Source organism: Streptomyces sp. C10-9-1 (assembly GCF_024497955.1).
Taxonomy (GTDB): domain Bacteria; phylum Actinomycetota; class Actinomycetes; order Streptomycetales; family Streptomycetaceae; genus Streptomyces; species Streptomyces sanyensis.
In genome coordinates, this window is record NZ_JANHKP010000011.1 from 65874 (window position 1) to 91823 (window position 25950).

A 25950-nucleotide genomic window follows, 5' to 3' on the forward strand; every position below is an offset into this window, starting at 1 on the left:
GGGGCGGCGGCTCAGTCGCGCCGGTACTGGGCCGGTGAGTTCCTCGTCGCCGGGTCCTCGTAGGAACCGGCCCGGCCCCGGTCCACGTGGAAGGTGGTCAGCGTGGTGACCGGTGAGGCGGGGTCGCGGCGGTCGGCGACGACCCGCATGTGGGCGCTGAAGCGCTCCGGGGTGACGTGGTAGACGTCGTAGCCGTACCGGTTCCCCTCGAAGTACGTCAGGTGCGGATTGGCCGCGCCCATGACGGGGCCGTTGCGTGCGTTCCAGTCGGCCGAGTAGGCACCCGAGGTCACCGAGTGGGCGGTGAACTCCGTCCCGATCACCGGCGACGAGACGTCGTCGAAGTCCGGCCGGATGTCGTCGACGAAGGCCGAGTGCCAGTCGCCGGTGACGACGACGAGGTCCTCCATGCCGGACCGGTGCACATGCCCGAGGACCTCCTTGCGCTCGGCGAGGAAGCCGTCCCACTGGTCGGTGAACATGTACGGGCCGCCGGGGCGCCCGCGCAGCTGGCTGAGCATGATGGAGTTGGCCCAGACGTGCCAGGAGTCCGGGGCCCGGTCGACGGTGCGCTTCAGCCACGCCTTCTGGGCGGCGCCGAGGATCGTCCCGTCGGGCAGGTTCTGCGCCGAGCGGTGCGAGCGCAGGTCGAGCACGGTCAGCTCCAGCAGGTCGCCCCAGCGGCGCACCCGGTGGATCTCCGGGTCCGGGAGGGCCAGGGCGGCTCCGCCGGCGTCGCGGTGCGGCATGTTCTCGTACCACGCCTGGTACGCGGCGGCCCGCCGCCGGACGAAGGGCGCGGCCCCGGCCGTTCCCGAGTAGTCGTTCACGACCTCGTGGTCGTCCCAGGTCAGGAACCACGGGTGGGCCGCGTGCGCCTCGCGCAGGGAGCGGTCGCCCTTGTAGAGCGCGTGGCGTCGCCGGTAGTCCGCGACCGTGAAGGCCGCGGGCCCCTCGTGGTCGCGTACGTGGTCGGCGGGGACGCCGCCCACCCGCCCGTGCTCGTAGACGTAGTCGCCGAGGTGGACGACGAAGTCGACGTCCTCGCGCGCGATGCCCCGGTGGGCGGCGTAGAAGCCGTCGTGGAACGCCTGGCAGTTGGCGGCCGCGAACCGGACGGAGGAGACGCGGCCGACCGGCGCGGTCCTGGTCCGGCCGACCCGGCTGCGCCTGCCCAGTGCGCGGAAGGCGTACCAGTAGCGGGTTCCCGGGTGCAGCCCGGAGACCGGGACGTGGACGCTGTGGCCGAGCGTCGCGGAGGCCGTGGTGGTGCCGTGGGCCACGGTCCGGCGCAGTTCCCGGTCGGCCGCCACCGTCCATTCGACCTCGACGACCTCGGGCAGCTCCTGCTCCGCCGCCAGCGGCTCGGGGGCGAGCCGGGTCCACAGCAGGACGCTTCCGGGCCCGGGGTCGCCGGAGGCCACCCCGAGGGTGAACGGTGCCGGGTCGTAGTCCGCCCCGAGCGCCTCGGCGGCCTCCCGGGCCCGGGCGGGCGACAGACCGGCGGCCAGGGGCCAGACCGCTCCCAGGGCACCGGCGGCACCGGCCGCCTTCAGCAGTCCGCGTCGGTCGAGCCGGGTCATGCGAGTCCTCCGGTGGCCAGGGTGAGCGAGAGGGCGTCGGCGTAGCCGTCGTTGGACGTTCCGCCCGCGCGGGTGAGGACCAGCAGCACCCGCGCGCTGCGGGCCCCCGGCGGCACGGCGGCGGTCGCCGTGCGCTCCACGAGCGCGGTCCGCGAGGAGCGTTCGGCGGCCGTCACGGGGCCGAGCACGGACAGCGCGACCGGCGTGCCGCGCGCGTCCCGGAACTCCACGGACAGGCGGGCGCCGTCCTCCTGGCCGGCGTATCCGCCGAGCCATCCGGCCAGCGTGTACCGCACCTGGCCGGCGTCGACGGCTCGCCGTCCGGTGCGGCCGCGTTCGGGCAGGGCGATGTCCTGGACCAGCACGGTGCGCAGGCTGCTGCCGCCGGAGAAGAAGCGGCTGCCGCGCGCGGCCGGGCCGGGGTCGGCGGGCCCGGGGTAGCCGCCCCCGAGCGCGTACGGGACGAGCGCGGGCGCCCCTTCCCGCACCTCCCAGCCGACCACCTCGGTGACGGGCTCGGCGGATCCTCCGGGACCGCTCTCGGCGTCGCCGTTGACCACGAGATTCACTCGGTGCTCCTCGATCGGGGGTGAGGGGGAACCATGCGCGCATCCGAGCAGCCGGGGGTGAACCCCGGGCGACGGCCACGGGAACCGGGAGCGCCGCCGCGCCCGGACGCCGGTGCCCGGTGCGCTCGCGCGGACGGCCGGGGAGACTGGGCGGAGCCCGGACGAACACCGCCGAGCGAGGGAGGAACAGGAAATCATGGCGCGTTGGCGTCCACTGCCTGCGGACATGCCGCCCGAACACCGGCGCCTGGTGCTGCGGTTGCGCGTACTGAAGGACCGGGCCGGGGCCAGCCTGACGGCGCTGGCGCACCGGACGTCCCGGAGCCCCTCCTCCTGGCAGCGCTACCTCAACGGTCTGGCGTTCCCCCAGTGGGACGCCGCCGAGGCGCTCGCCGAGCTGACCGGGGCCGACGAAGGGGACCGGGTGCGGCTCCGGGTGCTGTGGGAGGCGGCCGAGGCGGTCCGGGCGTCGCCGCCCGCGGCGGAGCGGGAGCCGGAGCCCGAGCCGGAGCCGGGGCCCGAGCCGGGGCCCGAGCCCGGGGTGCCGGAGGCCGTCGCCCCGCCTGCCGAGGACCCGCGGCCGCACCGCACGCGAGGCGGGCCCCGGGCGATTCCGCTGCGCCTGTGGGCCGGTGTGCTCGTGGCGCTGCTGCTCGCCGCGGCGCTGGCCTCCGCCTCGCCCGAGGGGGAGCGCGCGGGCGGGGCCTGGCCGGTGGACGTGCGTGCCGACACCAACTCCCCGTGCCGCGGGGACTCCTGTGCGGGGCTCGACGCCCGGCGCACCGGGTGCGTGGAGGACCGGCGCACCCTGGGACGCTACGAGTGGGAGGAGCACCGGGTGGAGCTCCTCCACAGCCCTGCGTGCGCCACCGTGTGGGGGGAGGTGGCACCGCCGGCCGGGGTCCGCGGGATCGCCCTGAGCGTGCCCGGAGCGGGGCAGCGGTGGGAGCGCGAGGGGAGCGGGCGCTCCCGGATGCTGCCCGCGCCCGAGAGGCTCGGTTCCGGCGTGCAGTTCTGCGCGGTGTTCGACGAGGTCCAGACGTGTGTGGACGCGGGAAACCGGGTGCGCTCCGGGCCTGTCGGGTAGGTCCGGGCCCGCGGTCACGACCCGGCTGTCTCCTCGCAGCTGCTGAGTGTGGGACGGTCCCTGCGGAGCGGCTTGTGCCTGCCCTCGTCCAGGACGCTGTAGCGGCCGTCCCGGTCGCGCCGGAACCGCACGGTGTGCTCCGCCCCCTCGTAGTGGATCGCACCGTCCCTGGCGAGGAGCTGCCGGCCGGCGCGGCCGAAGGTCTTCGGACCGACGATCCCGTCGGCGGCGAGCCTGCGGTTGCTCTGCCAGACACGGGTGGCCTCGACGGTCCTTCCGGCGTAGTGGCAGTCGACGTCGGAACGCCGCAGGTACCCGTCCGCCCACAGCACCGACTGCCACATCGCCGCCAGGTCGCTGCGGACCGGCAGGTTCTCCCCGAGCAGGCCCTCGTCCTCCCAGTCGTCACCGGGGTGCCCCTCCCCGGTGACGTACACCCGGCCGTCGGGGAGGTCCGCGGACGGGGGCGGCGGGGCGGAGGGGGAGCAGGCGGTGCCCAGCACCGCCACGCTCGCGACCAGGGTCAGGTGCCGTCGGGAAGCAGTCATGCATGCCGTTCTACCGGCCGTCCCGGGTACCGCGCAGGTGGCTGTTTTGCGCCAGAGCGTGGCCGCACGGCGTTCGTCCCCGGGGCGCTGCCCCGCCGCATGGGAGAGTGGGAGGCCAGGCCGAGGGACGCGACAGGCTCATGGGGGTTGGGAAATGACGGCGCGCAAGGCCATGCCCGGTGAACCGGAGCCCGACGTCCTGCGGTTCGTCGAGGAAGTGCGGCGGACGAAGGACGCGTTGGGGTGGAGCTTCGCCGCGCTCGGCCGGGCGACCGCGTACAGCAGGTCCTCCTGGGAGCGTTGCCTGAACGGCGGTCACCTGCCGCCGAGATCCGCGGTGGTGGCGCTGGCGCGGCACGCGGGGGACGGGTCCGCGCGCCTGCTGGCACTGTGGGAGCTGGCGGAGCAGGCGGCCAGCGGACGGGGCCGGACCACACCGGCCCCGGCGCCCGCCGCCCCCGCGCCCGCCGCCCCCGCGCCGGGCGCCCCCGCGCCGGTCGCGGAAGTCGGTGGGGCCGTCCCGGTACGCTCCGGAAACCGGCCCCGCCCGCTCGTGGCCGGCCTGGTGGGCGCGGTGGCGGTGGTCGCGGCCGCGCTGGTGCTGGCCCTCCGGACGCCGTGGGGGGTGGGGGACGGGCAGGGCGCGGGCGCCGCCGTCCGCGAGACCGAGGGCCCGCTCCAGGGGATGGTCGCCCACTGCCACGGCGCTGCCTGCGAGGGACTCGAAGCCGTCGAGCAGGGGTGCGGAGGGGACGCCTGGACGGCCGCGACCGGCCGGGTCGGTCAGGCCTATGTGGAGGTCCGCTACAGCAGCGTGTGCCGCGCGGCATGGGCCAGGATGACCTGGGCCGCACCCGGTGACGAGGTGACGGCCGTGTCCGGGGGACGCACCCATACGGCCACGGTGCCCGGGGACCGCACCCGCGCGGCGATCACGGCGATGCTCGGCGTGCCCACCCCCTCCGAGGTGCGGGCCTGCTGGCGGACGGCGGACGGCGAGGAGGGCTGCACCGGCGCCGGGGGCGACGAACCCCTGCCCGAACCCTCGCCCATCCCGGGGTGAGCGGCCTCCGCGGGCCCCGGAACCGGGGCCCGCGGCGCGCTCGCGGCGACCGGCCCCGCCGCCGGGACCGGTCGCCGCGGCCGGCCGGGTCACGTGCGGGGCACCCGCGCGCTCACGGCCGGACGTGCCCGTAGATCCCTGCGGTGGCGGGGTCGATGGTGCGGCGTGTCACCGCGTCCCGGACGTTGCCGCCGATCACGGTGAGCGTTCCGTCCGCGTGGACCTTCTCGACCAGGTCCACGTGGGTGCTGGTCGACACGGAGGACGGACCGCTGCCGTACAGGACGGCGTCCCCCGCGCGGACCCCGTCGTAGCCCCAGGAGGAATGGCCGTTGCCCAGGCCCCAGTTGAACCAGGCACCGGTGAACGCGTAGGTGGGGACGTCCACTCCGGCCTTCTGCCACACCCAGGTGCCGAACATGGCGCACCAGGCGTCGCACCAGCCGTAGGGGTTGCAGTTGGCGCCCCATTCGCGCACGCCGAGCTGGCTGCGTGCGGTGTCGACGATCCGCTCGCGGGTGGAGCCCGCCGCCGGGGGGAGCGGGTTGGCGCCCGAGCCCCCGTCGCCGCAGGACATGGTCCGGTCGATCCCCATGGCGCGCATGGTCGCCGGGCCCGCCGACCCGTCCGCGGCCAGCCCGTTGGCCCGCTGGTACCGCTCCACTGCGGATCTGGTGTCGGGGCCGTAGGCTCCGTCCGCCGCGGCGCCCGCCTTCTCCTGGACGCGGCGCACCTGCCGCGCCGTGTGCGAGTCGGTGACGGGCCCCGCGACGCCGTCGACGGCGATGCAGGCGTCGCGCTGGAAGGCGCGCAGGGCGTCCCGGGTCTGCGGGCCGCTGATGCCGTCCACACCGGACCAGGGCAGGTAGCCCATGCCCGCCAGGTTCCACTGGACCTGGAGCGCATGCGAGGACGGGTAGGGCAGCCCGCCACCCTCTCCTCCGCCTCCGCAGTCCCCTCGGCCGATGCCCATGGCGGCCATGGTCCTCGGCCCGGCGATCCCGTCCTCCAGCAGGCCCTGGGCGCGCTGGTAGGCAAGGACCGCCGACTGCGTCGCGCCCCCGTAGAGCCCGTCCGCCGCGGTTCCGGCGGCGCGCTGCACCGCGGTGACCTTCCCCGTCAGCGCGGATCCGGTCTGCGGCCCGGCGATGCCGTCCGCGGGCAGGCAGTTCTCCGTCTGAAAGGCCCGCACCGCCGCCGCGGTGACCGGGCCGGCGATGCCGTCCACCCCGTTCGCGGGCAGGTAGCCCAGACCGGCGAGGTTCATCTGCACGTGGCGCACCGTGGACGACGGCGCGGCCGCGGCCGGTGCCGAGGCGGTGACCAGACCGGTCAGCAGCATCAGCATGGCCAGCAGGGCCGAGCCCCCACGGGCTCGTCGCCGGGTCCGCCCCGGCGCGGCCCCCGCCGTGTGCCGTGCCGTCGTGTGCCGGGCGCCGTCCGGCGAGGAGGGGGCGGATCTGTGGGTGCCGCGCCCGGGGGCGCACCGCGCGCCCCGGGGCCGCATCGCGTTCGCTCGCACTGCGTGTGTTCCTTCCGACGAGATCCTTGGACCCGACGCAGCGTGCCACCGTCCCCCGGGCGCACGGCAGTTCCCCGGCACGGGGCGGGACGTCCCGGGACGCAGACCGGCCTGGCCTGCGGCGATCCTCCGCACCGCGGTGACGGGTGGGACGCGGGAACCTCCCCCGGACCCGGGATGGCCGACGGCACGGCCCTGCCCGTCCCGCCCCGCCGCCCCGCCCGCCGGCGCGAATTCCGCGCGCCCGGAGCGCGGCCCTACCCCGCCGTGCGGGTACCCGCGGTGGCGGCCACCGCCCGCCGCTTCATGCCCCGGAACCGCTCCAACCGGTCGGCCAGTCCCGGATCCCGCCGCAACTCTGCCTGCTCGGCCCGCCGCTGGGCCTGCTCGGCGGCGTCGTGCAGACGGACCTCCCGCTCGCACGCCCAGTCCCGGGACGCGGTCTCGATCTCGGTCCGTCCCAGCGCGGTCAGTTCCGAGGCCGTCTCCGCCCGTTCGGCACGACGTGCCAGCGCGGCCCTGGGCGCCTGCAGGTCGGGGTAGTCGTATCCCCGGCCGGCCATGCAGTCGGACCACTCGGCCACCGTCCTCCGGTAACCCGCGTCCCTCCGGACGGAGTCGACCACCCGGTTCGTGGCCGCCTCGGCATCCAGCAGGGCCTTCTCCCAGCCCCGGCCGTACACCTCGGCGCGCCCGCGTGCGGCACAGGAGTCCGGGTCGTACCGGACGGCGGGGGCGTCGGGAACGGTGATCTGCCGCATCGTCTCCGGGCGGCCGAGGAGGGCTCCGCGCCACCGGTCCGCCCGGTCCGCGCCCATCGACGCCAGCAGCCCGGCGTTGGCGTCGGGGGGCGGCCCGGCCCCGCCCGAGAGCATCTCGCCGACGATGCCGTACCCGTCGCTGCGCGCCGTGGCCCCGGTCAGCAGCCCGTAGGGGCTGGCCGAGGCCTCCCTCCGTGTGTCGGCGGCCGGCTGCGGCAGGTACTCCAACCGGCGTGTGCGCATGCACGCGACCACTGCCCGCTGGACCGCCTCGTGGAGGCGGGCCTGCTCGTCCGCCGTGAACCGAGCGGCTCCCGACCAGGGCCGGACCCCGGAGCCGTCCCGCTCGTGGTCGGCCGCGCCCGCGGCGCAGCCGACCACCAGCAGGGACAGGGCCAGGCAGGTGAGGACCGCCGGCCGGAGCCGCTCGGGCGTCAGACGCACCACTTGTTGGAGTGGATGCCGTACTTCAGCTGGCCGTAGTCGTTGAGGTCGTAGAGCCTCGCACCCCGGCTGATCGTCCAGTAGGAACCGGTGTAGTTGCGCTCGCTGAAGATGCGCACGTTGCAGCTGTTGCCGTTGTTCCACGCGGAGTCCGCGTACCGGAACTTGGCGTACTGGGTGGTGTTGGTGTTGTTGCCGGCCACCTTGCCCGGGCTTCCGCCGTTGCCGCTCGTGCCCAGGTAGGCGCACAGGTAGCCCTTCGGGCAGTCGGCCCAGGCCGCGTTCGCCGGTGCTGCCGTACCCAGCAGCACTCCGGCCGCCAGTGCGGTGCCTCCCAGGGTGGCCACTGCCTTGCCGATCATGCGGTTCACAGACACTCCTTCGCGGTTTCGCGAGCCTGCCCGACGGGCGGGCCGCGGACGGGTGCACCGGCGCGGCGCCCCGGCCGGTGACCGCACCGAGCGGTCGTCGCTCGCTGCCGGACGGCAACGCTGCCTGCCCGGTCCGCCTCCCACCAGACCCGTGGGACGTCCCGGGACGTCCCGGGGGAATGCCTCTGCCCGGGCCCGCGGTGACCGCGCCCGTGGCGGCACCTCCCGGGACGCCGGCGGTCGGCGGGGACACCGGCGGTCCGGGCGGTGGCGGCCGGCGCGGCCCGGACCGCGTCGGGCGGCTGCCCGGCGCCGGGCCCCGGCGGCCGCCACCGCCCGGCCCGGCGTCGGACACGGTGCTTCGGCCGCCTCACGGCGGTCCGGGCGGTGCCCCGTCGGCCGTGGTCAGCCCGCCCGCCGCGGGCGCGGGCGGTGCGAGGGGCGGTGGTCCCCGGCGGAGCCGGAGCCGAGGGCGGCGGCGTTCCGCGCACCGCTCAGGAGGCCGTGGCCTCCGGGGCGATCTCCTCGATCAGGTCCTCGACGAGCTTCCTGATCGCGTCGCGGATCGGGCGGACGGCCTCGACGCCCTGGCCCGCCGGGTCCTCCAGGGCCCAGTCGAGGTAGCGCTTGCCGGGGAAGACGGGGCAGGTGTCGCCGCAGCCCATGGTGATGCAGACGTCGGACGCCCTGACGGCGTCGACCGTGAGGATCTTGGGGGTCTCGGCGGTGATGTCGATGCCGACCTCGCGCATCGCCTCGACCGCGGCCGGGTTGACCTGGTCGGCCGGGGCGGAGCCGGCGGAGCGGACCTCGATGCCGTCCCCGGCCAGGTGTGACAGCCACGCGGCGGCCATCTGGGAGCGGCCTGCGTTGTGGACGCAGACGAAAAGGACGGACGGCTTCTGGGGCACGGCGGGTCTCTCTCCACTCGCGGAGGCATCAGGCGCACAGGAGGCCGGCACCTGGTGGTGTCATCCACCACTGATGTGACAGTATCAGTCCATGATGACGTCAGTCGACACTGAGTTGATGCGGGTGCTGGGCGACCCCCTGCGCCTGCGCATCGTGACCCTGCTCGCCCGCGAGACGCTGTGCACCACCCATCTGGTGGAGGAGACCGGGGCCCGGCAGACCAACCTCTCCAACCACCTGAGGGTCCTGCGCGAGGCGGGCGTGGTGGAGACCGAGCCCTGCGGGCGCTTCACGTACTACAAGCTCCGCCCGGACGTCATCGCCTCCCTTGCCGGCCAGTTCGCCGAGCTGGCCGCTTCCGCCCGTACCGCTGCCGAGAACAAGAGGGCCTGCCCGTGACCCCCACCCAAGCGCCCGCCCCGACCGGGGAGGCGTCGGTCGTCGCGAGGCTCTCGACGCTCGACCGCTTCCTCGCCGTCTGGATCCTCCTGGCCATGGGCCTGGGACTGGGTCTGGGCCGGCTCGTCCCCGGGCTGGACGGCGCGCTCGCCGAGGTCGAGGTCGGCGGCATCTCGCTGCCCATCGCCGTCGGCCTGCTCGTCATGATGTACCCGGTCCTGGCCAAGGTCCGCTACGACCGGCTCGACGCCGTGACGGGCGACCGGAAGCTCATGGTGTCGTCGCTGGTCACCAACTGGGTCCTCGGCCCGGCGGTCATGTTCGCGCTCGCCTGGGCCTTCCTTCCGGACCTGCCCGAGTACCGGACCGGCCTGATCATCGTCGGCCTGGCCCGCTGCATCGCCATGGTCATCATCTGGAACGACCTGGCCTGCGGCGACCGCGAGGCCGCCGCCGTCCTCGTCGCCCTCAACTCCGTCTTCCAGGTCATCGCCTTCGGCCTGCTGGGCTGGTTCTACCTCGACCTCCTCCCGGGCTGGCTGGGCCTGGGCGCGGGCGAGTCGCTCGACATCTCGATGTGGCAGATCGCGCTCAACGTGGTCATCTTCCTCGGCGTCCCGCTCCTGGCCGGCTTCCTGACCCGCCGTATCGGGGAGAGGAGGATGGGCCGCGAGTCGTACGAGGCGAGGTTCCTGCCGAGGATCGGGCCGTGGGCGCTGTACGGCCTGCTCTTCACGATCGTCATCCTCTTCGCCCTCCAGGGGAAGACGATCACCTCGCAGCCCCTGGACGTGGCCCGGATCGCGCTCCCGCTGCTCGTGTACTTCGCCGTGATGTGGTTCGGCACGTTCCTGCTGGGCAAGGCCATCGGCCTGGCCTACGACCGCACGGCCACGCTGGCCTTCACCGCGGCGGGCAACAACTTCGAACTCGCCATCGCGGTCGCCATCGCCACCTTCGGCGTCACCTCCGGCCAGGCGCTCTCCGGCGTCGTCGGCCCGCTGATCGAGGTCCCCGTCCTCGTGGCACTGGTGTACGTCTCGCTGGCCTGGCGGAGGAAGTTCTCCGCCTCGGCGACCACCACCCCCCAGGGGACGTAGGCCCTCGCACGGCACCGTCCGGCTGCCCCGGCCCTCCGGGCGGGGCAGCCGCAGAGGAAGGACCACCGGAGCAATGGGCAGGCACCTCGACGTGGCCGTCATCGGCGGCGGCCAGGCCGGACTCGCGGCGGGCTACCACCTGCGCCGCCTCGGTCTGGACTTCGTCGTCCTCGACGCCCAGGCCGCCCCCGGCGGGGCCTGGCAGCACACCTGGGAGTCCCTCCGCCTCTTCTCCCCGGCCGCCCACTCCTCCCTGCCGGGCCGGGCCATGCCGCCGCAGACCGGGGCGGCCTACCCCGGCGCCGCCCATGTCGTCGACTACCTGGCCGACTACGAGCAGCGCTACGGACTGCCGGTCGTCCGCCCCGTCCGGGTCGAGGCGGTCCACCGCGACGGCGACGTCCTGCGCCTGGAGACCACGGGCGGGACCTGGCGTGCCCGCACCGTCATCAGCGCCACCGGCACCTGGCGGCGCCCCTTCGTGCCCGCCGTCCCCGGACGGGCGCGGTTCCGGGGCACCCAGCTCCACACCGTCGACCACCGCCGCCCCGCGGACCTCGCCGGGCGGCGCGTGATCGTCGTCGGAGGCGGGAACTCCGGCGCCCAGATCGCCGCCGACCTCGCGTACGACACCGACCTCACCTGGGTCACCCGGCGCCCGCCCCGCTTCCTCGCCGACGAGATCGACGGCCGCGCCCTCTTCGACCACGCCACCGCCCGCCGCCGTGCCCTGGACGCGGGCCGCACCGACACGGGGGGCGTCGCCGCCCTCGGCGACATCGTCGCCGTACCGCCCGTCCGCGAGGCCCGCGACGCGGGACTCCTCACGGCCCGGCCGATGTTCGGGAGCCTCACCCCTACCGGTGTCGCATGGGCGGACGGCACCCGGGCCGAGGCGGACGCGATCGTCTGGTGCACCGGCTTCCGCCCCGCGCTCGCCCCCCTCGCCCCCCTCGGCCTGCGCGGACCCCGTGGCCGGATCCCCACCGCCGGTACGCAGGCGCTGGCCGAACCGCGGCTCCACCTCCTCGGCTACGGTGACTGGACCGGCCCCGCCTCGGCCACCCTCGTCGGCGTCGGCCGCCCCGCCCGCGAAGCCGCCCGGGCGATCGCGGAGCGGCTCGGCGTGCGCCGGCCGGCCGGGACCCGCCCGCGGCGGGCCGCCGCGGTGGTCCGGCCCGCGCGCTGAGCGGACACCGGCGCAGCGCGCGGCGGCCCGGCGGCCGTGCCCGGCCGCCCGGCGGTCGGCGCCGAGGTCGCGGCCTTCCGTCAGATCTCCACCATCACCTGGTCCAGCGCCTTCCGCCTCAGGTCCGGCACCTGGCAGTCCTCCGCCGGGTAGCCGACCGGGATCACCGCGAAGGCCTTCTCGTTCTCGGGCCGCCCCAGTGCCTGGGAGAGGAAGCGCATCGGGCTCGGCGTGTGGACCAGCGCGGCGAGGCCCGACAGGTGCAGGGCGGACAGCAGCATGCCGACCGCTATGCCCACGGACTCGTCCACGTAGTAGTGCTTCCGCTTCTCGCCGTCCTCGCCCAGCCAGTACCGCTGCTGGAAGACCACGATCAGCGCCGGGGCGTCCGTGAGGTGCGTCTTCACCGCGTCCGTCCCCAGGGGGCGCAGGGCGGCGAGCCACTCCTCGCCGAGTCTGCCGTCGTAGGAGATCCGCTCCTCGCGCTCGGCCTCCTCCCGGATGCGGCGGCGGATCCGCGGGTCACGGACCAGGGCGAAGGTCCAGGGCTGCTGGTGCGCGCCGGAGGGCGCCGTGGCCGCGCAGGCGATCGCGTCCCGCACGACCTGGTCCGGTACGGGGTCGGACGAGAACCGGCGTACGGTGCGCCGCTGCCGCATCCGGTCGCGCAGCTCCGCCGAGCGGGTCAGGGACTCCGCGGGCTCCATACGCTCCGGGCGGTAGGGGACCGGCCGGTAGGGGGCGCCGTGGACGGGCTCCCAGCGCTCTTCGATGGTGGCTGTCATGAGGGAGAGTCTGGTGTCACCGGCCCCGGGTTCCAAGGGTGCGGACGGACCGGAAGCGGCATCCGCGCCTCCGCGTGCCCGGCGGCTGCGGGAACCGGGCCCCGGGCCGCCGGCCCGGTCGGCGCCTTTCCGCGGCGCGCCCACCGCCGGGCCCGCGGACGCGCCGGTCCACCGGGGTCCGGGGCGGCGTCGGCCACCCTCCGATCCCGGCGGCCGTCCCGATACCGGGAACGGCCGTGCGCGGCCCGTGCCCTCCGCCCACCGGCGTGCCGTCCGCGCCACGGGGCACTTCCGGCGGAGCCAGAACACCTGACGGGCGACCGTGCGAACGACATCTCGAACATGATCATCATATTGGGGTAATGCCCTCGGATCCACTGGACGAGACCAGCTGACGGGTCGTTACTGTTCCCCCCGGATCCGGACGCGACGTCCGGCCGCTCCTCCCCTTCCGTCCTCCTCCTCGGCCCTCCGGCCGCCGCGCGCCGTCCGCTCACCCCGAAGGAGAGCTCGCCCCGATGACCGTCGACACCAGCCCGGAAGCCCAGCCCCACACCCAGGCGCCCCCGCAGCAGTCCCTCGGCACCGCAGCCGCCCGCAAGCTCGCCAGTACGACCAAGTCCGCGCCGCAGATGCAGGAGATCACCTCCCGCTGGCTGCTGCGCATGCTCCCCTGGGTGGAGACCAAGGGCGGCACGTACCGGGTCAACCGCAGGCTCAGCTACACCGTCGGCGACGGGCGCGTCGAGTTCGTCCAGGACGGCGCCCGGGTGCGCGTCATCCCCCGCGAGCTCGGCGAACTCGCCCTGCTGCGGGGCTTCGAGGACGATGCCGCCCTCGCCGCCCTCGCCGACCGCTGCGTACAGCGCGACTTCACCGCAGGCGAGGTGCTCGCCGAACGCGGTGCCCCCGCCGGGGAGATCCACCTGATCGCCCACGGCCGCGTCAGCCAGTCCTCCGAGGGCCCGTACGGCGACGGCATCAGGGTCGCGGTCCTCGCCGACGGCGACCGCTTCGGCGAGAACGCCCTCCTCGACGCCGACGCCACCTGGGACTACACCGCGCAGGCGGAGACCTCCGGCACCCTCCTCACCCTCTCCCGCGCGGACTTCGCCGCCGTCCGGGCCTCCTCGCCCGCCCTCCGGGCCCACGTCGAGAGCTTCAGCTCACTGCCGAACCAGCGACAGAACCGGCACGGCGAGGCCGAGATCGCCATGTCGGCCGGCCATGTCGGCGAGGCCGTGCTCCCGGGCGCCTTCGTGGACTACGAGGTCAACCCGCGCGAGTACGAGCTCTCCGTCGCACAGACCGTCCTGAGGATCCACACCCGGGTCGCCGACCTCTACAACGGTCCGATGAACCAGACGGAGGAGCAGCTCCGCCTCACCATCGAGGCGCTGCGCGAGCGCCAGGAGCACGAGCTGGTCAACAACCGCGAGTTCGGCCTGCTGCACAACGCCGACTTCAAGCAGCGGATCCAGACCCACTCCGGCCCGCCCACCCCGGACGACATGGACGAGCTGCTCTGCCGGCGCCGCGGCACCAGGCTCTTCCTCGCCCACCCCCGGACGATCGCCGCGATCGGGCGCGAGTTCAACGCCCGCGGTCTGTACCCGGACCACGTCGACCTCGGCGGCCAGCAGGTCCCGGCCTGGCGCGGTGTCCCGATCCTGCCCTGCAACAAGATCCCGATCACCAAGGAGCAGACCAGCTCCGTCATCGCCATGCGCACCGGCGAGGACAACCAGGGTGTCATCGGACTGCGCCAGACCGGCCTGCCCGAGGAGTACGAACCCGGGCTCTCCGTCCGCTTCATGGGCATCAGCGAGCAGGCGATCATGTCCTACCTGGTCACCACCTACTACTCGGCCGCCGTCCTCGTGCCCGACGCGCTCGGAGTGATGGAGAACGTGCAGATCGCCCGCAGGGGCGACTGAGGGCTGCCCCTCACTCCCGGGGCGGGGCCCACGGCGACAGCCGCGGCGCGTTCCCGCGTCGCCGCACGGCCCGTGGACACCCGGTGCCACGGCGGCCCGGCGCCCTGCGGCGCACCGCACCCGACGCCTCGACGCGCCCCTGCTCCGGGGAGGACGGGGCAGCCCCGGGACCCGGCCCTCGGGTCACGCCGTCCGCCGCCGCCCGGCGCGCGCGCCCTTCCCCCCGTCCGGCCCACCGCGGGCGGACGGCGGCACCTCGACGACTCCCCCCGGAGGCAGCGCCGGACGGTTCCGGCAGCCCGGGTCCACCGGACAGGTCGCGTTCGCCTCCGGCTCCGGCCACCCCCCACCGCACAAGGAGCCACGGATGCCCGATCCCGACCTCTCCCCTCCGCAGCCGAGCGTGCCCGCGGCGGCGGCCCGCCTCGGCTCCCGGCCCCCGGCCGGGAGCCCCGCCCCTCGTGGACGGGCGCCGGGCGCTGCCGTCCCCGCCGCGCCGCCCGCGGCCGCTCATGCCGCGCCGTTCGTCCTCCCGACAGGGGGCCAGCCGCTGGTGTCCGCGACGGCACCGGCGCCCGCGGCCGCGCCGCGGGCCGGGAGCGCCCCGGCACCGCTCGCCGCTCCGGCGGCCTCCGCGCTCGAACGGATCCTGCGCGGACCCGGCGGCCTCGGGACGGCCGCGCTCTCCCTCGCCCGGCGTGCGGGGGGACCGGGCTCCCCCGCTCCGCGTGCGGCAGACGCCGCGGAGGGGAAGACCGCCGGACGGCCGATCCCCGGCCTCTACTTCCACTCCGTCCCCGATCCCGACCCCGCCCGGGTGGCCGAGGTCAGCCGCCGGGTCAAGGACTGGGCCGTGGACGAGGTCGAGCTGTTCCCCGAGGAGTGGGAGGGCCAGTTCGACGGCTTCTCCGTCGGGCGCTACATGGTGGCCTGCCACCCCGACGCACCGACGGTCGACCACCTGATGCTCGCCACCCGGCTCATGATCGCGGAGAACGCGGTCGACGACTGCTACTGCGAGGACCACGGCGGCTCGCCCGTCGGTCTGGGCGGACGCCTGCTGCTCGCGCACACCGCCCTCGACCCTCTGCACACCACTGCCGAGTACGCCCCGGCGTGGGCGGAGTCACTGGCCTCGGACGCGCCCCGGCGGGCGTACCGCAGCGCCATGGACTACTTCGCGCGGTCCTCCACCCCCTCCCAGGCGGACCGCTACCGGCACGACATGGCCCGCCTGCACCTGGGCTACCTGGCCGAGGCGGCCTGGGCCGAGACCGGCCACACCCCGCAGGTGTGGGAGTACCTGGCGATGCGCCAGTTCAACAACTTCCGCCCCTGCCCCACCATCACCGATTCCGTCGGCGGCTACGAACTCCCGGCGGACCTGCACGCACGCCCCGACATGCAGCGGGTCATCGCGCTCGCCGGCAACGCGACCACCCTCGTCAACGACCTGTACTCCTACACCAAGGAACTCGCCGCCCCCGGTCGGCACCTCAACCTGCCGGTCGTGCTCGCCGAACAGGAGAAGCTCTCCGAGCGCGACGCCTACCTGAAGGCCGTCGAGGTCCACAACGACCTCATGCACGCCTTCGAATCCGCCGCGGCGGAGCTGGCCGCGGCCTGCCCCGTCCCCGCCGTGCTCCGCTTCCTCAAGGGCGTGGCCGCCTGGGTCGACGGCAACCACTACTGGCACCAGACCAACACCTACCGATACAGCCTGCCCGATTTCTGGTGAGAAATGGATTCCTCAGTGACTACCGAGCTGACCTCCGCCGACGCCCCTTCCGTGTTCATCCCGGGCCCGGCGACCCCCTACCAGGGAGACATCGCCCGCTACTGGAACAACGAGGCCCGGCCGGTGAACCTGCGCCTCGGCGACGTGGACGGGCTGTACCACCACCACTACGGCATCGGCGCCGTCGACCACGCCGCGCTCGGCGACCCCCAGGACGCCGGGTACGAGCAGCGGCTGATCGCCGAACTGCACCGGCTGGAGTCGGCGCAGGCCGAGGCGCTCCTCGACCACCTCGGCCCCGTCACCCCCGCCGACACCCTCGTCGACGCCGGCTGCGGCCGCGGCGGCACGAGCGTCATGGCCCACCAGCGCTTCGGCTGCCGGGTCGAGGGCGTCACCCTCTCCGCCACGCAGGCCGACTTCGGCAACCGCCGTGCGAAGGAGCTCGGCATCGGGGACCACGTCCGCGCCCGGGTCTGCAACATGCTCGACACCCCCTTCGGCAAGGGCAGCATCGCCGCGTCGTGGAACAACGAGTCCACCATGTACGTCGACCTGGACGACCTCTTCGCCGAGCACGCGCGCCTGCTCAGGCCCGGCGGACGGTACGTGACGGTGACCGGCTGCTGGAACCCGCGCTACGGCCAGCCCTCGAAGTGGGTCTCACAGATCAACGCCCACTTCGAGTGCAACATCCACTCCCGCCGGGAGTACCTGCGGGCCATGGCCGGCAACCGCCTCGTCCCGCAGGCCGTCATCGACCTGACCCCGGACACGCTGCCCTACTGGGAGCTGCGCGCCACGTCCTCGCTGGTCACGGGGATCGAGGAGGCGTTCATCGAGTCGTACCGGGACGGCTCCTTCCAGTACGTCCTGATCGCGGCCGACCGCGTCTGACCCCTCGGCCCCTGTGCCGCGTGCCCTGGGTCCGCCCGCGGCGGACCCGGGCCCCACGCCCGCGGGGGCCTTCCGCGGTGGCCGGCAGGAGGTGGGGCGTCCGCCGCCCCGCCTCGTCCGCCCACCCGCCCCCCGGCCGGGGAAGGTCCCGCCGGGGGAGCGGCGGCGCGTGGGCCGCGCCGCGCCCGGTGCCGCCGCGGGTCTCAGAGCAGACGCACGTTCCGCTCGACCGTTTCGATGATGTCGTCCAGCCTGCCCTGGAACACCTGTCTGGCGGCGCTCTGGGTGAACCCCTTGAGGACGGCCGGGGGGACGTGCGAGGGCAGGGACAGGGCGTTCGGGTCGACCACGATGTCGACGACGACCGGTCCGCCCCGGTGCGCGAGGGCGTCCCGCAGGCCCGCCTCGACCTCCCCGGGTTCCTCGATGCGGATCCCGCGGGCGCCGAAGGCTTCCGCGAAGCGGCGGAAGTCGGGAGTGGGGAAGTCGGTGCCGAACGGCAGCAACCCGGCTTCCTGCTGCTCGATGTTCACGAAGTCCAGCATGCCGTTGTTGAAGATCACGTGCACGACCTCCGCCTTGCGCCGGACCTCCGTCAGAAGGTCTCCCAGGGCCAGCATGGTGAAGCCGCCGTCGCCGCACAGGGCGATGGTCTGACGCCCCGGGAAGGCCGTCTGGGCGCCGAAGGCGTTGGGGGAGGCGTTGGCCATCGACCCCCACGCGAAGGAGCCGAAGAGTCTGCGGTCACGCCCGTAACGGATGTGCCGGGCGGCCCAGATGACGGGTGTGCCGGTGTCGGCGAAGAACAGGGCGTCGTCGGCGGCGAGTGCGTCCAGGGTGGCTGCGACGAACTCGGGGCGGATCGGCTTGATGCCCGGCCCCTTCGTGACGTAGTGCTGCATTCTGGCCAGAAAGCGCTCCGTCTCGCGGAGGCAGTGGCGCAGCAGTGCGTCGTCCGTCTTGGGCTGGACCCTGGGCAGGAGCGCCTGCAGGGTGGTCCTGACGTCCCCGACGACGCCGAGGGCCAACGGCACCCGGCGGCCCAGGACGTGGGGGTCGCGGTCCACCTGGACCACTTTCACTCCGTGCTGCGGCAGGAAGTTGCTGTACGGGCAGTCCGTGCCGAGCATCAGGAGGAGATCGGCCCGGTGGATCGCGTCGTAGCAGCCGCCGTAGCCGAGGAGCCCGGTCATGCCGACGGCGTTGGGGTTGTCGTGCTCTAGCCATTGTTTTCCCTTGAGGGAGTATCCGACCGGAGCCTTGAGGCGTTCCGCGAGCGCCCGCGTCTCCGCGTGGGCGTGTGCGCAACCGTCACCGCCGAAGACCGCGACGGACTCCGCCGCGTCGACCAGCGCCGCCATGGCCGAGAGGTCGCTCTCCGACGCCGGACCGGGGACGGTGGCGGGCAGGGCCACGCCCAGCTCCGCGTCCGGTGCGGCGGCGGCCGCGACGGAGCCGGGCACGGAGAGCACCGTGGGGCCCCGCTCGGCCACGGCCGTGGTGACGGCGGTGCTCACCACCGCGCGCAACTGCCCGGGGTCGACCAGGCGGGCCGTGTAGAGCGAGGCAGCCGCGAAGAAGGTGTACGGGTTGAGTTCCTCGTGGGCGGCCGTGTCCATCAGCGCGTTCTCGACGTCCCCCGCGACGGCGATGACCGGGGCGCGCTCCTTGCGGGCGTCCAGCAGACCGTTGATCAGATGGGTCGTGCCCGGCCCCGCCGTGCCGCACACCGCCACCGGCTGCCCCGTCAGGCAGGCCTCCGCCACCGCGGCGAACGCCCCGTACTCCTCGTGGCGCACATGGACGAACTCGATGGTCCCGTTGCGCCGCAGGGCGTCGATCATCGGGTTCAGCGCGTCACCGACGATCCCGTAGCACCGCCGTACCCCGGCCGCGGACAGCATGTCCCAGATGCCGTCCGCCACTGTCCTCGCCATCGCCGTACCCCTGTCCCGTAGCCGTCGGCCCTCCGCTCAGCATCGGGCACCCTGCCGGGACGTCCAGGGGTCCCACGCCACGGTTAGGCCGGACGGCAGCGTCGGAGTACGCCGCGGATCCCGCGACCGGTCCGCGAGGACGTGCCGGTGGACCGCCGTCCCGGACCGCGCCGCCACGGTCCGCGAACGGGCCGGCCGCGCGGCGCGGTGCGGGCGGCCCGTCGACGCGCCACCGGCCGTGGCGCACGGGGCGCCACGGCCGGTGGGGAGTACCGCGGAGGGCTACCTCGCCGCGTACCCGAAGGCGGTGCCGGAGCGCGGAAGGCCTCCCTGCCCCGGCTCGTAGGAGGTCGGGGCCTCGTTGGGCACACCGGGCGTCACGTTGGCCATCGGCAGGGCGTGGAGCGCGCCGTGCGGGCTCGGGCCGTAGGGCATGCCGACGTACAGGTGCGTGCCGGTGAAGTGGATGCTCGACCCCAGGCGCTGGTTGGCGCCCGGAGACCCGGGGATGCCGTCGCCGTCGCCGGCCTCGATCCACTTGTCGTTGGCGCCGGGGGAACCGAGCATCGAGAAGACGTGGACCGCGCCCGCCTTCGCCGTCGTCCCGAGTGCCTCGTCCGGGATGCCGACGGCGAGCTTCATGGTGGCCTCGGTGCTCACGGCCCGGGGCGCGGTGTTGACGGCCGTCAGGGTGGACCCGAAGTGGTCACCCGCCTCGGAGGTTCCGGAGACGTCGTCGTCGCTGGTGCCGGAGGAGAGGCCCTTGAGCTCCGTGTAGGCGCCGGAGGCCGTGACCCGGAAGAGGAAGACACGGCCGGTCCCGGCCTTGTCGACACCGTTCACGGACAGGCCCTCGCCCGGAGAACCGACCGCGAGGAGCGACTCCTCGGCGGCCGCCGCGCCCGCCGGGCGGTACGGGGCCAGGGCCAGGGCGGCACCGAAGCGGTCGCCGCGCTCGGCACCGCCGGAGACGGTGTCCAGGTCCTGGTCGAGGCCGAACAGCGGGGTGGGCCGCCTCTCGCTGTTCCGCTCGTGCGAGAAGACCGCGAGGTTGCCGGCCGCGTCGTCGCCGCGGATGTTCTCGTTGGGCGCGCCGATGGCCAGGTGGTTGGCGTCCGCTGCCAGCACGGCACCGAAGCCGTCCCCGGCCTCCACGGCTCCGGGTACGTCGAGCCTGTCCTGGTGGACGGAGACGTTGGTGCCCCCGCGCACGTAGAACGCCTGGCCCGCCTTGGCCGCGCTGCCCAGGCTCTCACCGGGGGTGCCGATCACGAGGAAGGGCTCGCCGGCCGCGGTGGTGCCCGCGACCACGGCCTGGCCCATCAGGTCGCCGGTCTCCGGGGTGGAGGCGCCGATGGAGCCGTTGCCGCTTGCCTGCTGGAAGTGGGTGTTCTTGGTGGGGCCGGTACCGAGGCCGCCGGGGGCACCGTGCAGGACGTCGGCCATGCCCGCGTCGACCACGCTGCCGATGTTCTCGCCGGGGATGCCGACGACCAGGTCGGTGCAGCCGTCCTCGTCGTAGTCGACCGTGTCGACGGCCCTGCCGAAGAAGTCGTTGGCCTCGGCACCGCCCGGGACCCAGTCGAGGTCCTGGTGGATCTCGGCGGTGCCCTTGCCCCCGCCGTACACGATGCGGACGAGGCCCGCCCTGGCGTCCCCGCCGACGGCGGCCTCCGGGTCGGCGATGGCGATGTCCTCCACACCGTCGCAGTCGAAGTCGGTGACCCGGTTGGCCCCCGCCTTCGACGCCACCCAGGCGGCGAGGTCGTCGACGCGGGAGACGACGCCGCCGGTGCGCGTCTCGGCGGCGTCGATGCCGAAGCAGCCGCCCTGGTAGGACCGGCTGCCGAGGGCCGCCAGCTGCATGGTTCCGTTCACCGTGCGCACCAGCGGGCCTCCGGCGTCGCCCATGCAGGCGGCCACGCCGTCCTTGCCGGTCACGGTCGCCGTCGTGGCCTCGGCGGCGTCCACCGAGAAGGCTCCGGTGTGCAGGTCCAGCGGCGCCCAGTCGCTTCGGGTGCGTCCGTAGCCGGCGAGTGTCAGCTCCTCGCCCGCGGTCGGCGCGGCCGTGGAGAGGGCGACGGGGGCCACCGCCGCGACCGGGCGGTTCAGCCGGGCCAGGACCACGTCGCGATCGGTACGCGGAACCAGTTCGACGACCTCGCGGACGGCACCGTCGGTCCCGGTGAGATCGGTGCGGCCGATGGTCGCCGTGGTCTTCAGGGCCGGCTTCCCGGCGGGTACCGCCAGGCTCTCGACCGGGTTCGCGGCGAAGCAACTGGCCGCCGTGAGCAGCCACTCGGCGTCGACCAGGACGCCCGAGCACCCGCGGTCGTGGTCGCCGACGGTGAGGTGGGCGGCGAAGGAGTAGGACGTCGTGGAGCCGGCGACGGCAGGGCCGGTGACGGCGCTTGCCGGAGCTGCGCTCCAGACGACCGGTCCGGCCAGCAGCGCGGTGGCGAGTGCGGCGAGGCGCACGGGTATGGCGGTTCGCATCAGTGCTTTCCTGTGGTTGGCGAGGAGGGGATCGGGCGGTGCCTCACTTGGTGGTCCGGATCTCCACGAGCAGGTGGTCGCGGCCTCCCTCGTCCGCGCTCTCGCCCACGGCCGTCCAGGAGTTCTTCTCGATGTCGAAGGACTTCTCCTCGTTCCCGACGGTCATGTCCACCTGGGTGGTGTAGTCGTTCCCCTTGACGATGTAGACCGCGGGGATCTCCAGGGTGAGCCAGCCGGACGAGCCGACCGTGCGGAAGCAGACGGGGTTCTCCTGACGCCGTGCCAGGACCCGGAGGAGGTCCGTGCCGGAGGCGCAGTCGGCCAGGGTGATGTGGCCGTCCCCCCGCTTGAGGACGATGCCCCGCTCGGCGAGAATCCGGTCCGCCTCCGGGTAGTCGAAGTCCTCGACGGCGTAGCCGGGTGCCTCCCCGGCCACCGTCGCCACCGGGTCCCCGTGCTCTCCGCCCTGTGTCCCGGCGGCGAGCAGGCCCCACGCCAGGGCCCCGGCGGCGGCGGCCGCGACCAGGGTGCGCGCGACGAACTTCCTGCGCCGCGGCTTGGCCGCGGCCTCGACGTGTTGCTGCATCGTGTTCCTTTGTCGATCCATCGGTGGCTGGTGCGGGTGTGCGGCGGTGCGTGGCCTCCGGGCGGCGGCGGCCCCCCGACGGCCGCCCCGGCCGACGGGCGGGGCCCGGGGGAGCCGGCTGCCCCGGGACGGGGCGCCGCCGCCGCGGAGTGCCGTGGGCCGTCCGCGCCGGTCCGGCGGGCACGCGTCGGGAAACGTTTCCGAAAAGCGCCGCCCGGTGGTCCCCGGAAATCGGCTGCCGTTGCGTGCATGGCATTTCGGCCCCTTCCGAACTCTGTCGCCGCCAGCAGACTTCCCCCTCCTGCTGACGGCGTTCGATCCATTCGGAAGATGTCGCCTTCCACGATCCTGACTTCGCCGACCCTCCTCATGTCATCGCTGCCAAGCGATCTTGTCCACCGGGCAAAAACGAGTAAAGCAGGACGTCAGGCCAAGATCCTGTGTGAGCTACGCCACCTGTCGCGGAGCTTGTGTGGCCACTTGCGAAGATTTCGTGAGGGCTGGAAGTGCTATCCGTGACCGCCTTCTGACGGGTCATCACATGCTTTTGGCCGAAATTGGTTTTCGGATCGCTGCACGATGAAATGTTTGTGTCTGATCCTGTGTCAGCCGCCCGTCACGACAAACGACGAGGACGAAACTGCCTATGCAGACGACGTACTGGAGCCGCAGACGGCTCCTCGGTGCGGTCGCCGCCGTGACCGCCGTGAGCTCCACCCCCCTGGCACTGGCCCCGCCGGCCCGCGCCGCCGCTGCCGGCACCGCCCCGCCCGACTCGCTCGACCTGCCGGACACCGACCGCGCCAAGGTGGTCAAGGCGTTCATGACGGGCGGCAGGGCCACCAGGGCCGCTGCCGCCTACGCCCTGTACGGCACGGATGCCGAGATCCGGACGTTCCTGACCGAGACGCTGCCGAAGGCCACGGTGGAGGACAACCGCGTCGCCGTCGCCAGGTCCCTGGTCCGGGCCGGCAAGGGCACCCGCAGGGAAGCCGTGGCCGCACTCGACAACGGGGACGACGCCGTCGCGGCGTTCCTGGCGCAGGGCCACCGGCCGGCCCTGGTCGAGGACCTGAGCGTGGCGACCTCCACCGTCCTCGCCGTCGGCGGCAAGGCCGTCCGCCGGGAGGCCTCCGCGGCGCTGGACGCCGGCACCCGGCAGGCACTGGAGGCGTTCCTGGCCGACGGCCAGTACGGTGCCCGCCTGGAGGACGCCAGAGTCCAGGTCTCCTCCATGCTGTTCGACTCCGGCCCCGAGGTGCGGAAGTACGCCGGACGCGCGCTGAGCGGCACGGCGGCCGACGTCGAGTGGTTCCTCGACACCGGCCAGCACATCGCACGGGCCCGGGACCAGGAGTCGGCGACCATCGCCGAACTCGTCGCGGTCGTCGAACGCGAGGGCAGGCGCGCCCAGGCCCAGACCGACCTGGCCGTCGAGGCCTCCGCGCGCGCCGAGACGGCCGCCGGGAAGGCCAGGACCGCGGCGGAGAAGGCCGTGGCCGAGGCTGCGGCCGCCGAGGGGGACGTCCGCAGGTCCGCCGCGGCGGCCCGCAAGGCCGCGAGCGCCGCGAAGGGCGCGGCGAACGCCGCCCGCAACGCCATCGCCGCCTCCAACGCCGCCGTGACCGCCTCCCGCCGTGCTTCCTGGGCCGCGGCGGCGGCCTCCCAGGCGGCCGCGACGGCCGGGAACGCGGCCTCGCGGGCCTACAACGCCGCCATCGCCGCCTCCAGGGACGCCGACAACACCGCCGCGGCCAGGGACGCGGCCATCGCCGCCCGCAACGGGGCCGCGAAGGCCCGGTCCGCGGCCAGGGCCGCCGACTACGCCGCGACCGCCACGTCCCAGGCCGCCAACGCCGGTCACGCGGCAGCGTCCGCCGCGCGCAACTCCGCCGCGGCCGCCAACGCCGCCGCGCAGGCGGCCGCGGCCTCGGGCGCCGCGGCCTCCGAAGCCGCCGAGGCCAAGCGCCAGGCCCAGGTCGCGACCACGGCCGCCAACCGCGCCACCAACGCGGCGTCCACCGCCCAGGCCCTGGCCGGCACCGCCGCCGCCGCGGCACGCACGGCACGCGACGCCGCCAACTCCGCCGCCGACCACGCGGAGAACGCGGCCGAGGCAGCCGAGGAGGCGGTGAAGCACGCGGGGAAGGCCGTCGACTACGCCAACCGGTCCACCGCGCACGCGGGCAGGGCCGTGACGGCGGCCGACAACGCCACCAAGGCCGTCGAGGACGCCGTCGCGGTGGAACAGGCCGCCAGGCAGGCGGAGCTGGCCCGCCTGGAGCAGGACAGGCTGCAGGGCATGGACGAGGCCCGGCTGCTGGCCCGCATCGAGGCCGAGGAGCAGGCCGAGTTCGAGGACAAGCGCAGGCAGCAGGAGCAGACCGGGCAGGCCGTCAAGGACCTGATCGCGGCGGCCGAGAAGGCGCTTTTCGAGACCGGCGACCTGGCGCTGGCCGGCACGCTGGGCCGCCGGGCCGCCACCGCCCTGCTGGAGGCCAAGGGCGCATGGACGCGGGAGGCCGCCCAGTTCGCGCTGGCCGGCAGCGACGACGACGTGTTCTCGTGGATCGACCTGGACCGGGCCCTCGCCCAGCACCAGGACGACCGGGAGACCGTCCTCTACGTCGCCCAGATATCCAGCCCCGCCATCGCCGAGGCGGCCCACGCCGCGCTGGCGAGCTCCTCCGCCGCCGCGGTGGGCGACTTCCTCACCTCCGGGGTGATCAGGGCCTCCCGGGACGACAACCGGGTGCAGATCGCCCGCATTCTCGGCCAGAAGCCCGGCAAGGCCGTCGTCCGCGCGGCCAACCAGGCGCTGGACGCGGACACCCCGGAGGCCCTACAGGACTTCTTCGACCGCGCCTACCCCGAGGCGATGCGGGAGGACGACGCCGTGGCCACCGCGACGGCGGTCGCCACCGGAGGCGAGTACGTCAAGGCGCACGCGGAGGTGGCCCTGGAGGGCCCCACCTGGATGCGGCGCAACTTCGTCCAGAAGACGCAGTACAAGGCGGCGCAGCTCGACCACGACTCCGCGACCCACGTCGCGGCGGTCCGGGGGGCGATCGCGGCCGCGGCCAAGATCGCGTACAAGGCCCAGGAGAACGCGGCGCGGGCCTCCGAGGCCGCCGCCGAGGCCCGCAAGGCCGCAAACGAGGCCCGGGAGTGGGCCGACAAGGCGGTCACCGCGGCGGACACGGCCGAGCGGTACGCGGGCCAGGCGAAGGAGAACGCCGCTGCCGCGGACCGCTCCGCGGCAGCCGCACGGGCTTCCGCCAACCAGGCCGCCTCGGCTTCCGCGACCGCACGGAGCGCCTCCCGTTCGGCGAACTACTCCGCGAACAAGGCCATCGACGCGGCCCGTTCGGCGCAGCAGTCCTCCTACAGCGCCCAGAACTCGGCCGCCCGCGCCCGCCGGGCCCAACTGGCGGCGGGAGCCGACGCGGCCACCGCGGCGGCGGCGGCCAGCGAGGCGCGCGGCACCGCGGCCCGCAAGCGCGAGGCCGAGGTCAGGGAGGCCGCCCGCGAGGCCGCCGAGAAGGCGCGCCGGGAGCGGGAGCAGGAGCGGAACCCGGCCGACAGCGAGCAGAACGACCAGGTGAACCCGCACGGCACCGGTGACGGGAAAGAGGACTGGTGGTCGGACGCCGGATGGTGGGCCGACGCCGCCAACGTCGTCAGCACCGCCTCGGGCCTGATCGCCGCCGGCCTCGGTCTCGCCTCCCTCGCCTTCCCCCCGCTCGCGGTGGGCGCGGCGTTCTTCGCCGGCGTCTCCGTCGTCGCGGGCGGGCTGGGCACCCTCTTCACCGGCATCGAGCACGGCTTCACCAGCGGCGAGTTCTTCGGATCCCTGGGGATGTCCGCCCTGAACCTGGCCACCCTCGGCAGGGGCAGCGTGCTGAAACCGGTGATCAGCAAGGCCAAGCCGGTGATCAGCAAGGTCGCCGAGGAAGGCAAGGAGCTCGTCTCCGACATCATCTACTCCCTCGCGGCCTGACCCACGACGGGCCGGCCGCACCGGCC

The 25950-nt window shown here is 74.5% G+C and carries 20 protein-coding genes; 9 read left to right on the top strand and 11 right to left on the bottom strand.

Annotation, left to right across the window (positions count from 1 at the left end; translation table 11 throughout):
* Positions 1-11 precede the first annotated feature (11 nt).
* Both NPS70_RS17280 and NPS70_RS17285 read right to left on the bottom strand, forming a co-directional pair.
* A complete protein-coding gene (locus NPS70_RS17280) occupies positions 12-1583 on the bottom strand; it encodes an alkaline phosphatase (RefSeq protein WP_256525177.1) in 1572 nt (523 codons plus the stop codon).
* Complete coding sequence (locus tag NPS70_RS17285; protein WP_256525178.1) at positions 1580-2152, bottom strand: phosphoesterase; 573 nt, start codon at positions 2150-2152, stop codon at positions 1580-1582. The genes NPS70_RS17280 and NPS70_RS17285 overlap by 4 nt, the downstream gene beginning before the upstream one ends.
* A gap of 226 nt (positions 2153-2378) precedes the next feature.
* On the opposite strand from NPS70_RS17285, the gene NPS70_RS17290 reads away from it, so the two are divergent.
* Complete coding sequence (locus NPS70_RS17290; RefSeq protein WP_256525179.1) at positions 2379-3239, top strand: helix-turn-helix transcriptional regulator; 861 nt, start codon at positions 2379-2381, stop codon at positions 3237-3239.
* A gap of 14 nt (positions 3240-3253) precedes the next feature.
* On the opposite strand, the gene NPS70_RS17295 is transcribed toward NPS70_RS17290, so the two are convergent.
* Entirely contained in the window at positions 3254-3787 is a 534-nt protein-coding gene (locus NPS70_RS17295) for a peptidoglycan-binding protein (RefSeq protein ID WP_256525180.1), read from the bottom strand.
* A gap of 154 nt (positions 3788-3941) precedes the next feature.
* Between NPS70_RS17295 and NPS70_RS17300 the strand changes: the two genes are divergently transcribed.
* The gene (locus NPS70_RS17300) at positions 3942-4850 is read left to right on the top strand and encodes an XRE family transcriptional regulator (RefSeq protein ID WP_256525181.1); all 909 of its coding nucleotides are present in this window, start codon (positions 3942-3944) and stop codon (positions 4848-4850) included.
* Between the two features lie 112 nt (positions 4851-4962).
* Here the strand turns inward: NPS70_RS17300 and NPS70_RS17305 are convergent, their stop codons facing one another.
* From NPS70_RS17305 to NPS70_RS17320, 4 genes are all read right to left on the bottom strand, one after another.
* The gene (locus NPS70_RS17305; protein WP_256525182.1) at positions 4963-6198 is read right to left on the bottom strand and encodes a peptidoglycan-binding protein; all 1236 of its coding nucleotides are present in this window, start codon (positions 6196-6198) and stop codon (positions 4963-4965) included.
* A 431-nt stretch (positions 6199-6629) separates the two neighbouring features.
* On the bottom strand, positions 6630-7580 hold the full coding sequence (locus NPS70_RS17310; RefSeq protein ID WP_256525183.1) for a hypothetical protein: 951 nt from the start codon (positions 7578-7580) through the stop codon (positions 6630-6632).
* Entirely contained in the window at positions 7568-7939 is a 372-nt protein-coding gene (locus NPS70_RS17315; protein ID WP_256525339.1) for a peptidase inhibitor family I36 protein, read from the bottom strand. Before NPS70_RS17315 ends, NPS70_RS17310 begins: the two co-directional genes overlap by 13 nt.
* A 503-nt stretch (positions 7940-8442) precedes the next feature.
* Positions 8443-8859, bottom strand: coding sequence for an arsenate reductase ArsC (locus NPS70_RS17320; RefSeq protein ID WP_256525184.1), 417 nt, complete (start codon positions 8857-8859; stop codon positions 8443-8445).
* Between the two features lie 91 nt (positions 8860-8950).
* Between NPS70_RS17320 and NPS70_RS17325 the strand changes: the two genes are divergently transcribed.
* The 3 genes from NPS70_RS17325 to NPS70_RS17335 all read left to right on the top strand — a co-directional run bounded on the left by NPS70_RS17325 (position 8951) and on the right by NPS70_RS17335 (position 11548).
* Positions 8951-9259 (top strand): helix-turn-helix transcriptional regulator, encoded by a 309-nt coding sequence (locus tag NPS70_RS17325; RefSeq protein ID WP_256525185.1) that lies wholly within the window; start codon positions 8951-8953, stop codon positions 9257-9259.
* Positions 9256-10359 carry an ACR3 family arsenite efflux transporter gene (gene arsB, locus NPS70_RS17330; RefSeq protein WP_308315022.1) on the top strand — a complete coding sequence of 368 codons (1104 nt, stop codon included), beginning with the start codon at positions 9256-9258 and terminating at the stop codon, positions 10357-10359. The genes NPS70_RS17325 and arsB overlap by 4 nt, the downstream gene beginning before the upstream one ends.
* Before the next feature lie 73 nt (positions 10360-10432).
* Positions 10433-11548, top strand: a complete 1116-nt coding sequence (locus NPS70_RS17335; protein WP_256525186.1) for an ArsO family NAD(P)H-dependent flavin-containing monooxygenase — start codon at positions 10433-10435, stop codon at positions 11546-11548.
* Between the two features lie 80 nt (positions 11549-11628).
* Here the strand turns inward: NPS70_RS17335 and NPS70_RS17340 are convergent, their stop codons facing one another.
* Positions 11629-12333 carry a nitroreductase family protein gene (locus NPS70_RS17340; protein ID WP_256525187.1) on the bottom strand — a complete coding sequence of 235 codons (705 nt, stop codon included), beginning with the start codon at positions 12331-12333 and terminating at the stop codon, positions 11629-11631.
* A gap of 518 nt (positions 12334-12851) precedes the next feature.
* Here NPS70_RS17340 and NPS70_RS17345 point away from each other — a divergent pair.
* The 3 genes from NPS70_RS17345 to NPS70_RS17355 all read left to right on the top strand — a co-directional run bounded on the left by NPS70_RS17345 (position 12852) and on the right by NPS70_RS17355 (position 16905).
* Positions 12852-14270 carry a family 2B encapsulin nanocompartment shell protein gene (locus tag NPS70_RS17345; RefSeq protein WP_256525189.1) on the top strand — a complete coding sequence of 473 codons (1419 nt, stop codon included), beginning with the start codon at positions 12852-12854 and terminating at the stop codon, positions 14268-14270.
* A 367-nt stretch (positions 14271-14637) separates the two neighbouring features.
* Positions 14638-16008 carry a family 2 encapsulin nanocompartment cargo protein terpene cyclase gene (locus tag NPS70_RS17350; RefSeq protein ID WP_256525190.1) on the top strand — a complete coding sequence of 457 codons (1371 nt, stop codon included), beginning with the start codon at positions 14638-14640 and terminating at the stop codon, positions 16006-16008.
* A gap of 3 nt (positions 16009-16011) precedes the next feature.
* The gene (locus NPS70_RS17355) at positions 16012-16905 is read left to right on the top strand and encodes a geranyl diphosphate 2-C-methyltransferase (RefSeq protein WP_305885999.1); all 894 of its coding nucleotides are present in this window, start codon (positions 16012-16014) and stop codon (positions 16903-16905) included.
* A gap of 203 nt (positions 16906-17108) precedes the next feature.
* On the opposite strand, the gene NPS70_RS17360 is transcribed toward NPS70_RS17355, so the two are convergent.
* From NPS70_RS17360 to NPS70_RS17370, 3 genes are all read right to left on the bottom strand, one after another.
* Entirely contained in the window at positions 17109-18842 is a 1734-nt protein-coding gene (locus tag NPS70_RS17360; protein WP_256525192.1) for a thiamine pyrophosphate-dependent enzyme, read from the bottom strand.
* 282 nt (positions 18843-19124) lie between these two features.
* Complete coding sequence (locus tag NPS70_RS17365; protein WP_256525193.1) at positions 19125-21338, bottom strand: trypsin-like serine protease; 2214 nt, start codon at positions 21336-21338, stop codon at positions 19125-19127.
* Positions 21339-21381: 43 nt separating this feature from the next.
* The gene (locus NPS70_RS17370; RefSeq protein ID WP_256525194.1) at positions 21382-21924 is read right to left on the bottom strand and encodes a hypothetical protein; all 543 of its coding nucleotides are present in this window, start codon (positions 21922-21924) and stop codon (positions 21382-21384) included.
* A gap of 646 nt (positions 21925-22570) precedes the next feature.
* On the opposite strand from NPS70_RS17370, the gene NPS70_RS17375 reads away from it, so the two are divergent.
* Positions 22571-25924: an ALF repeat-containing protein gene (locus NPS70_RS17375; protein ID WP_256525195.1), complete on the top strand. Its 3354-nt coding sequence runs from the start codon at positions 22571-22573 to the stop codon at positions 25922-25924.
* Positions 25925-25950: the final 26 nt, after the last annotated feature.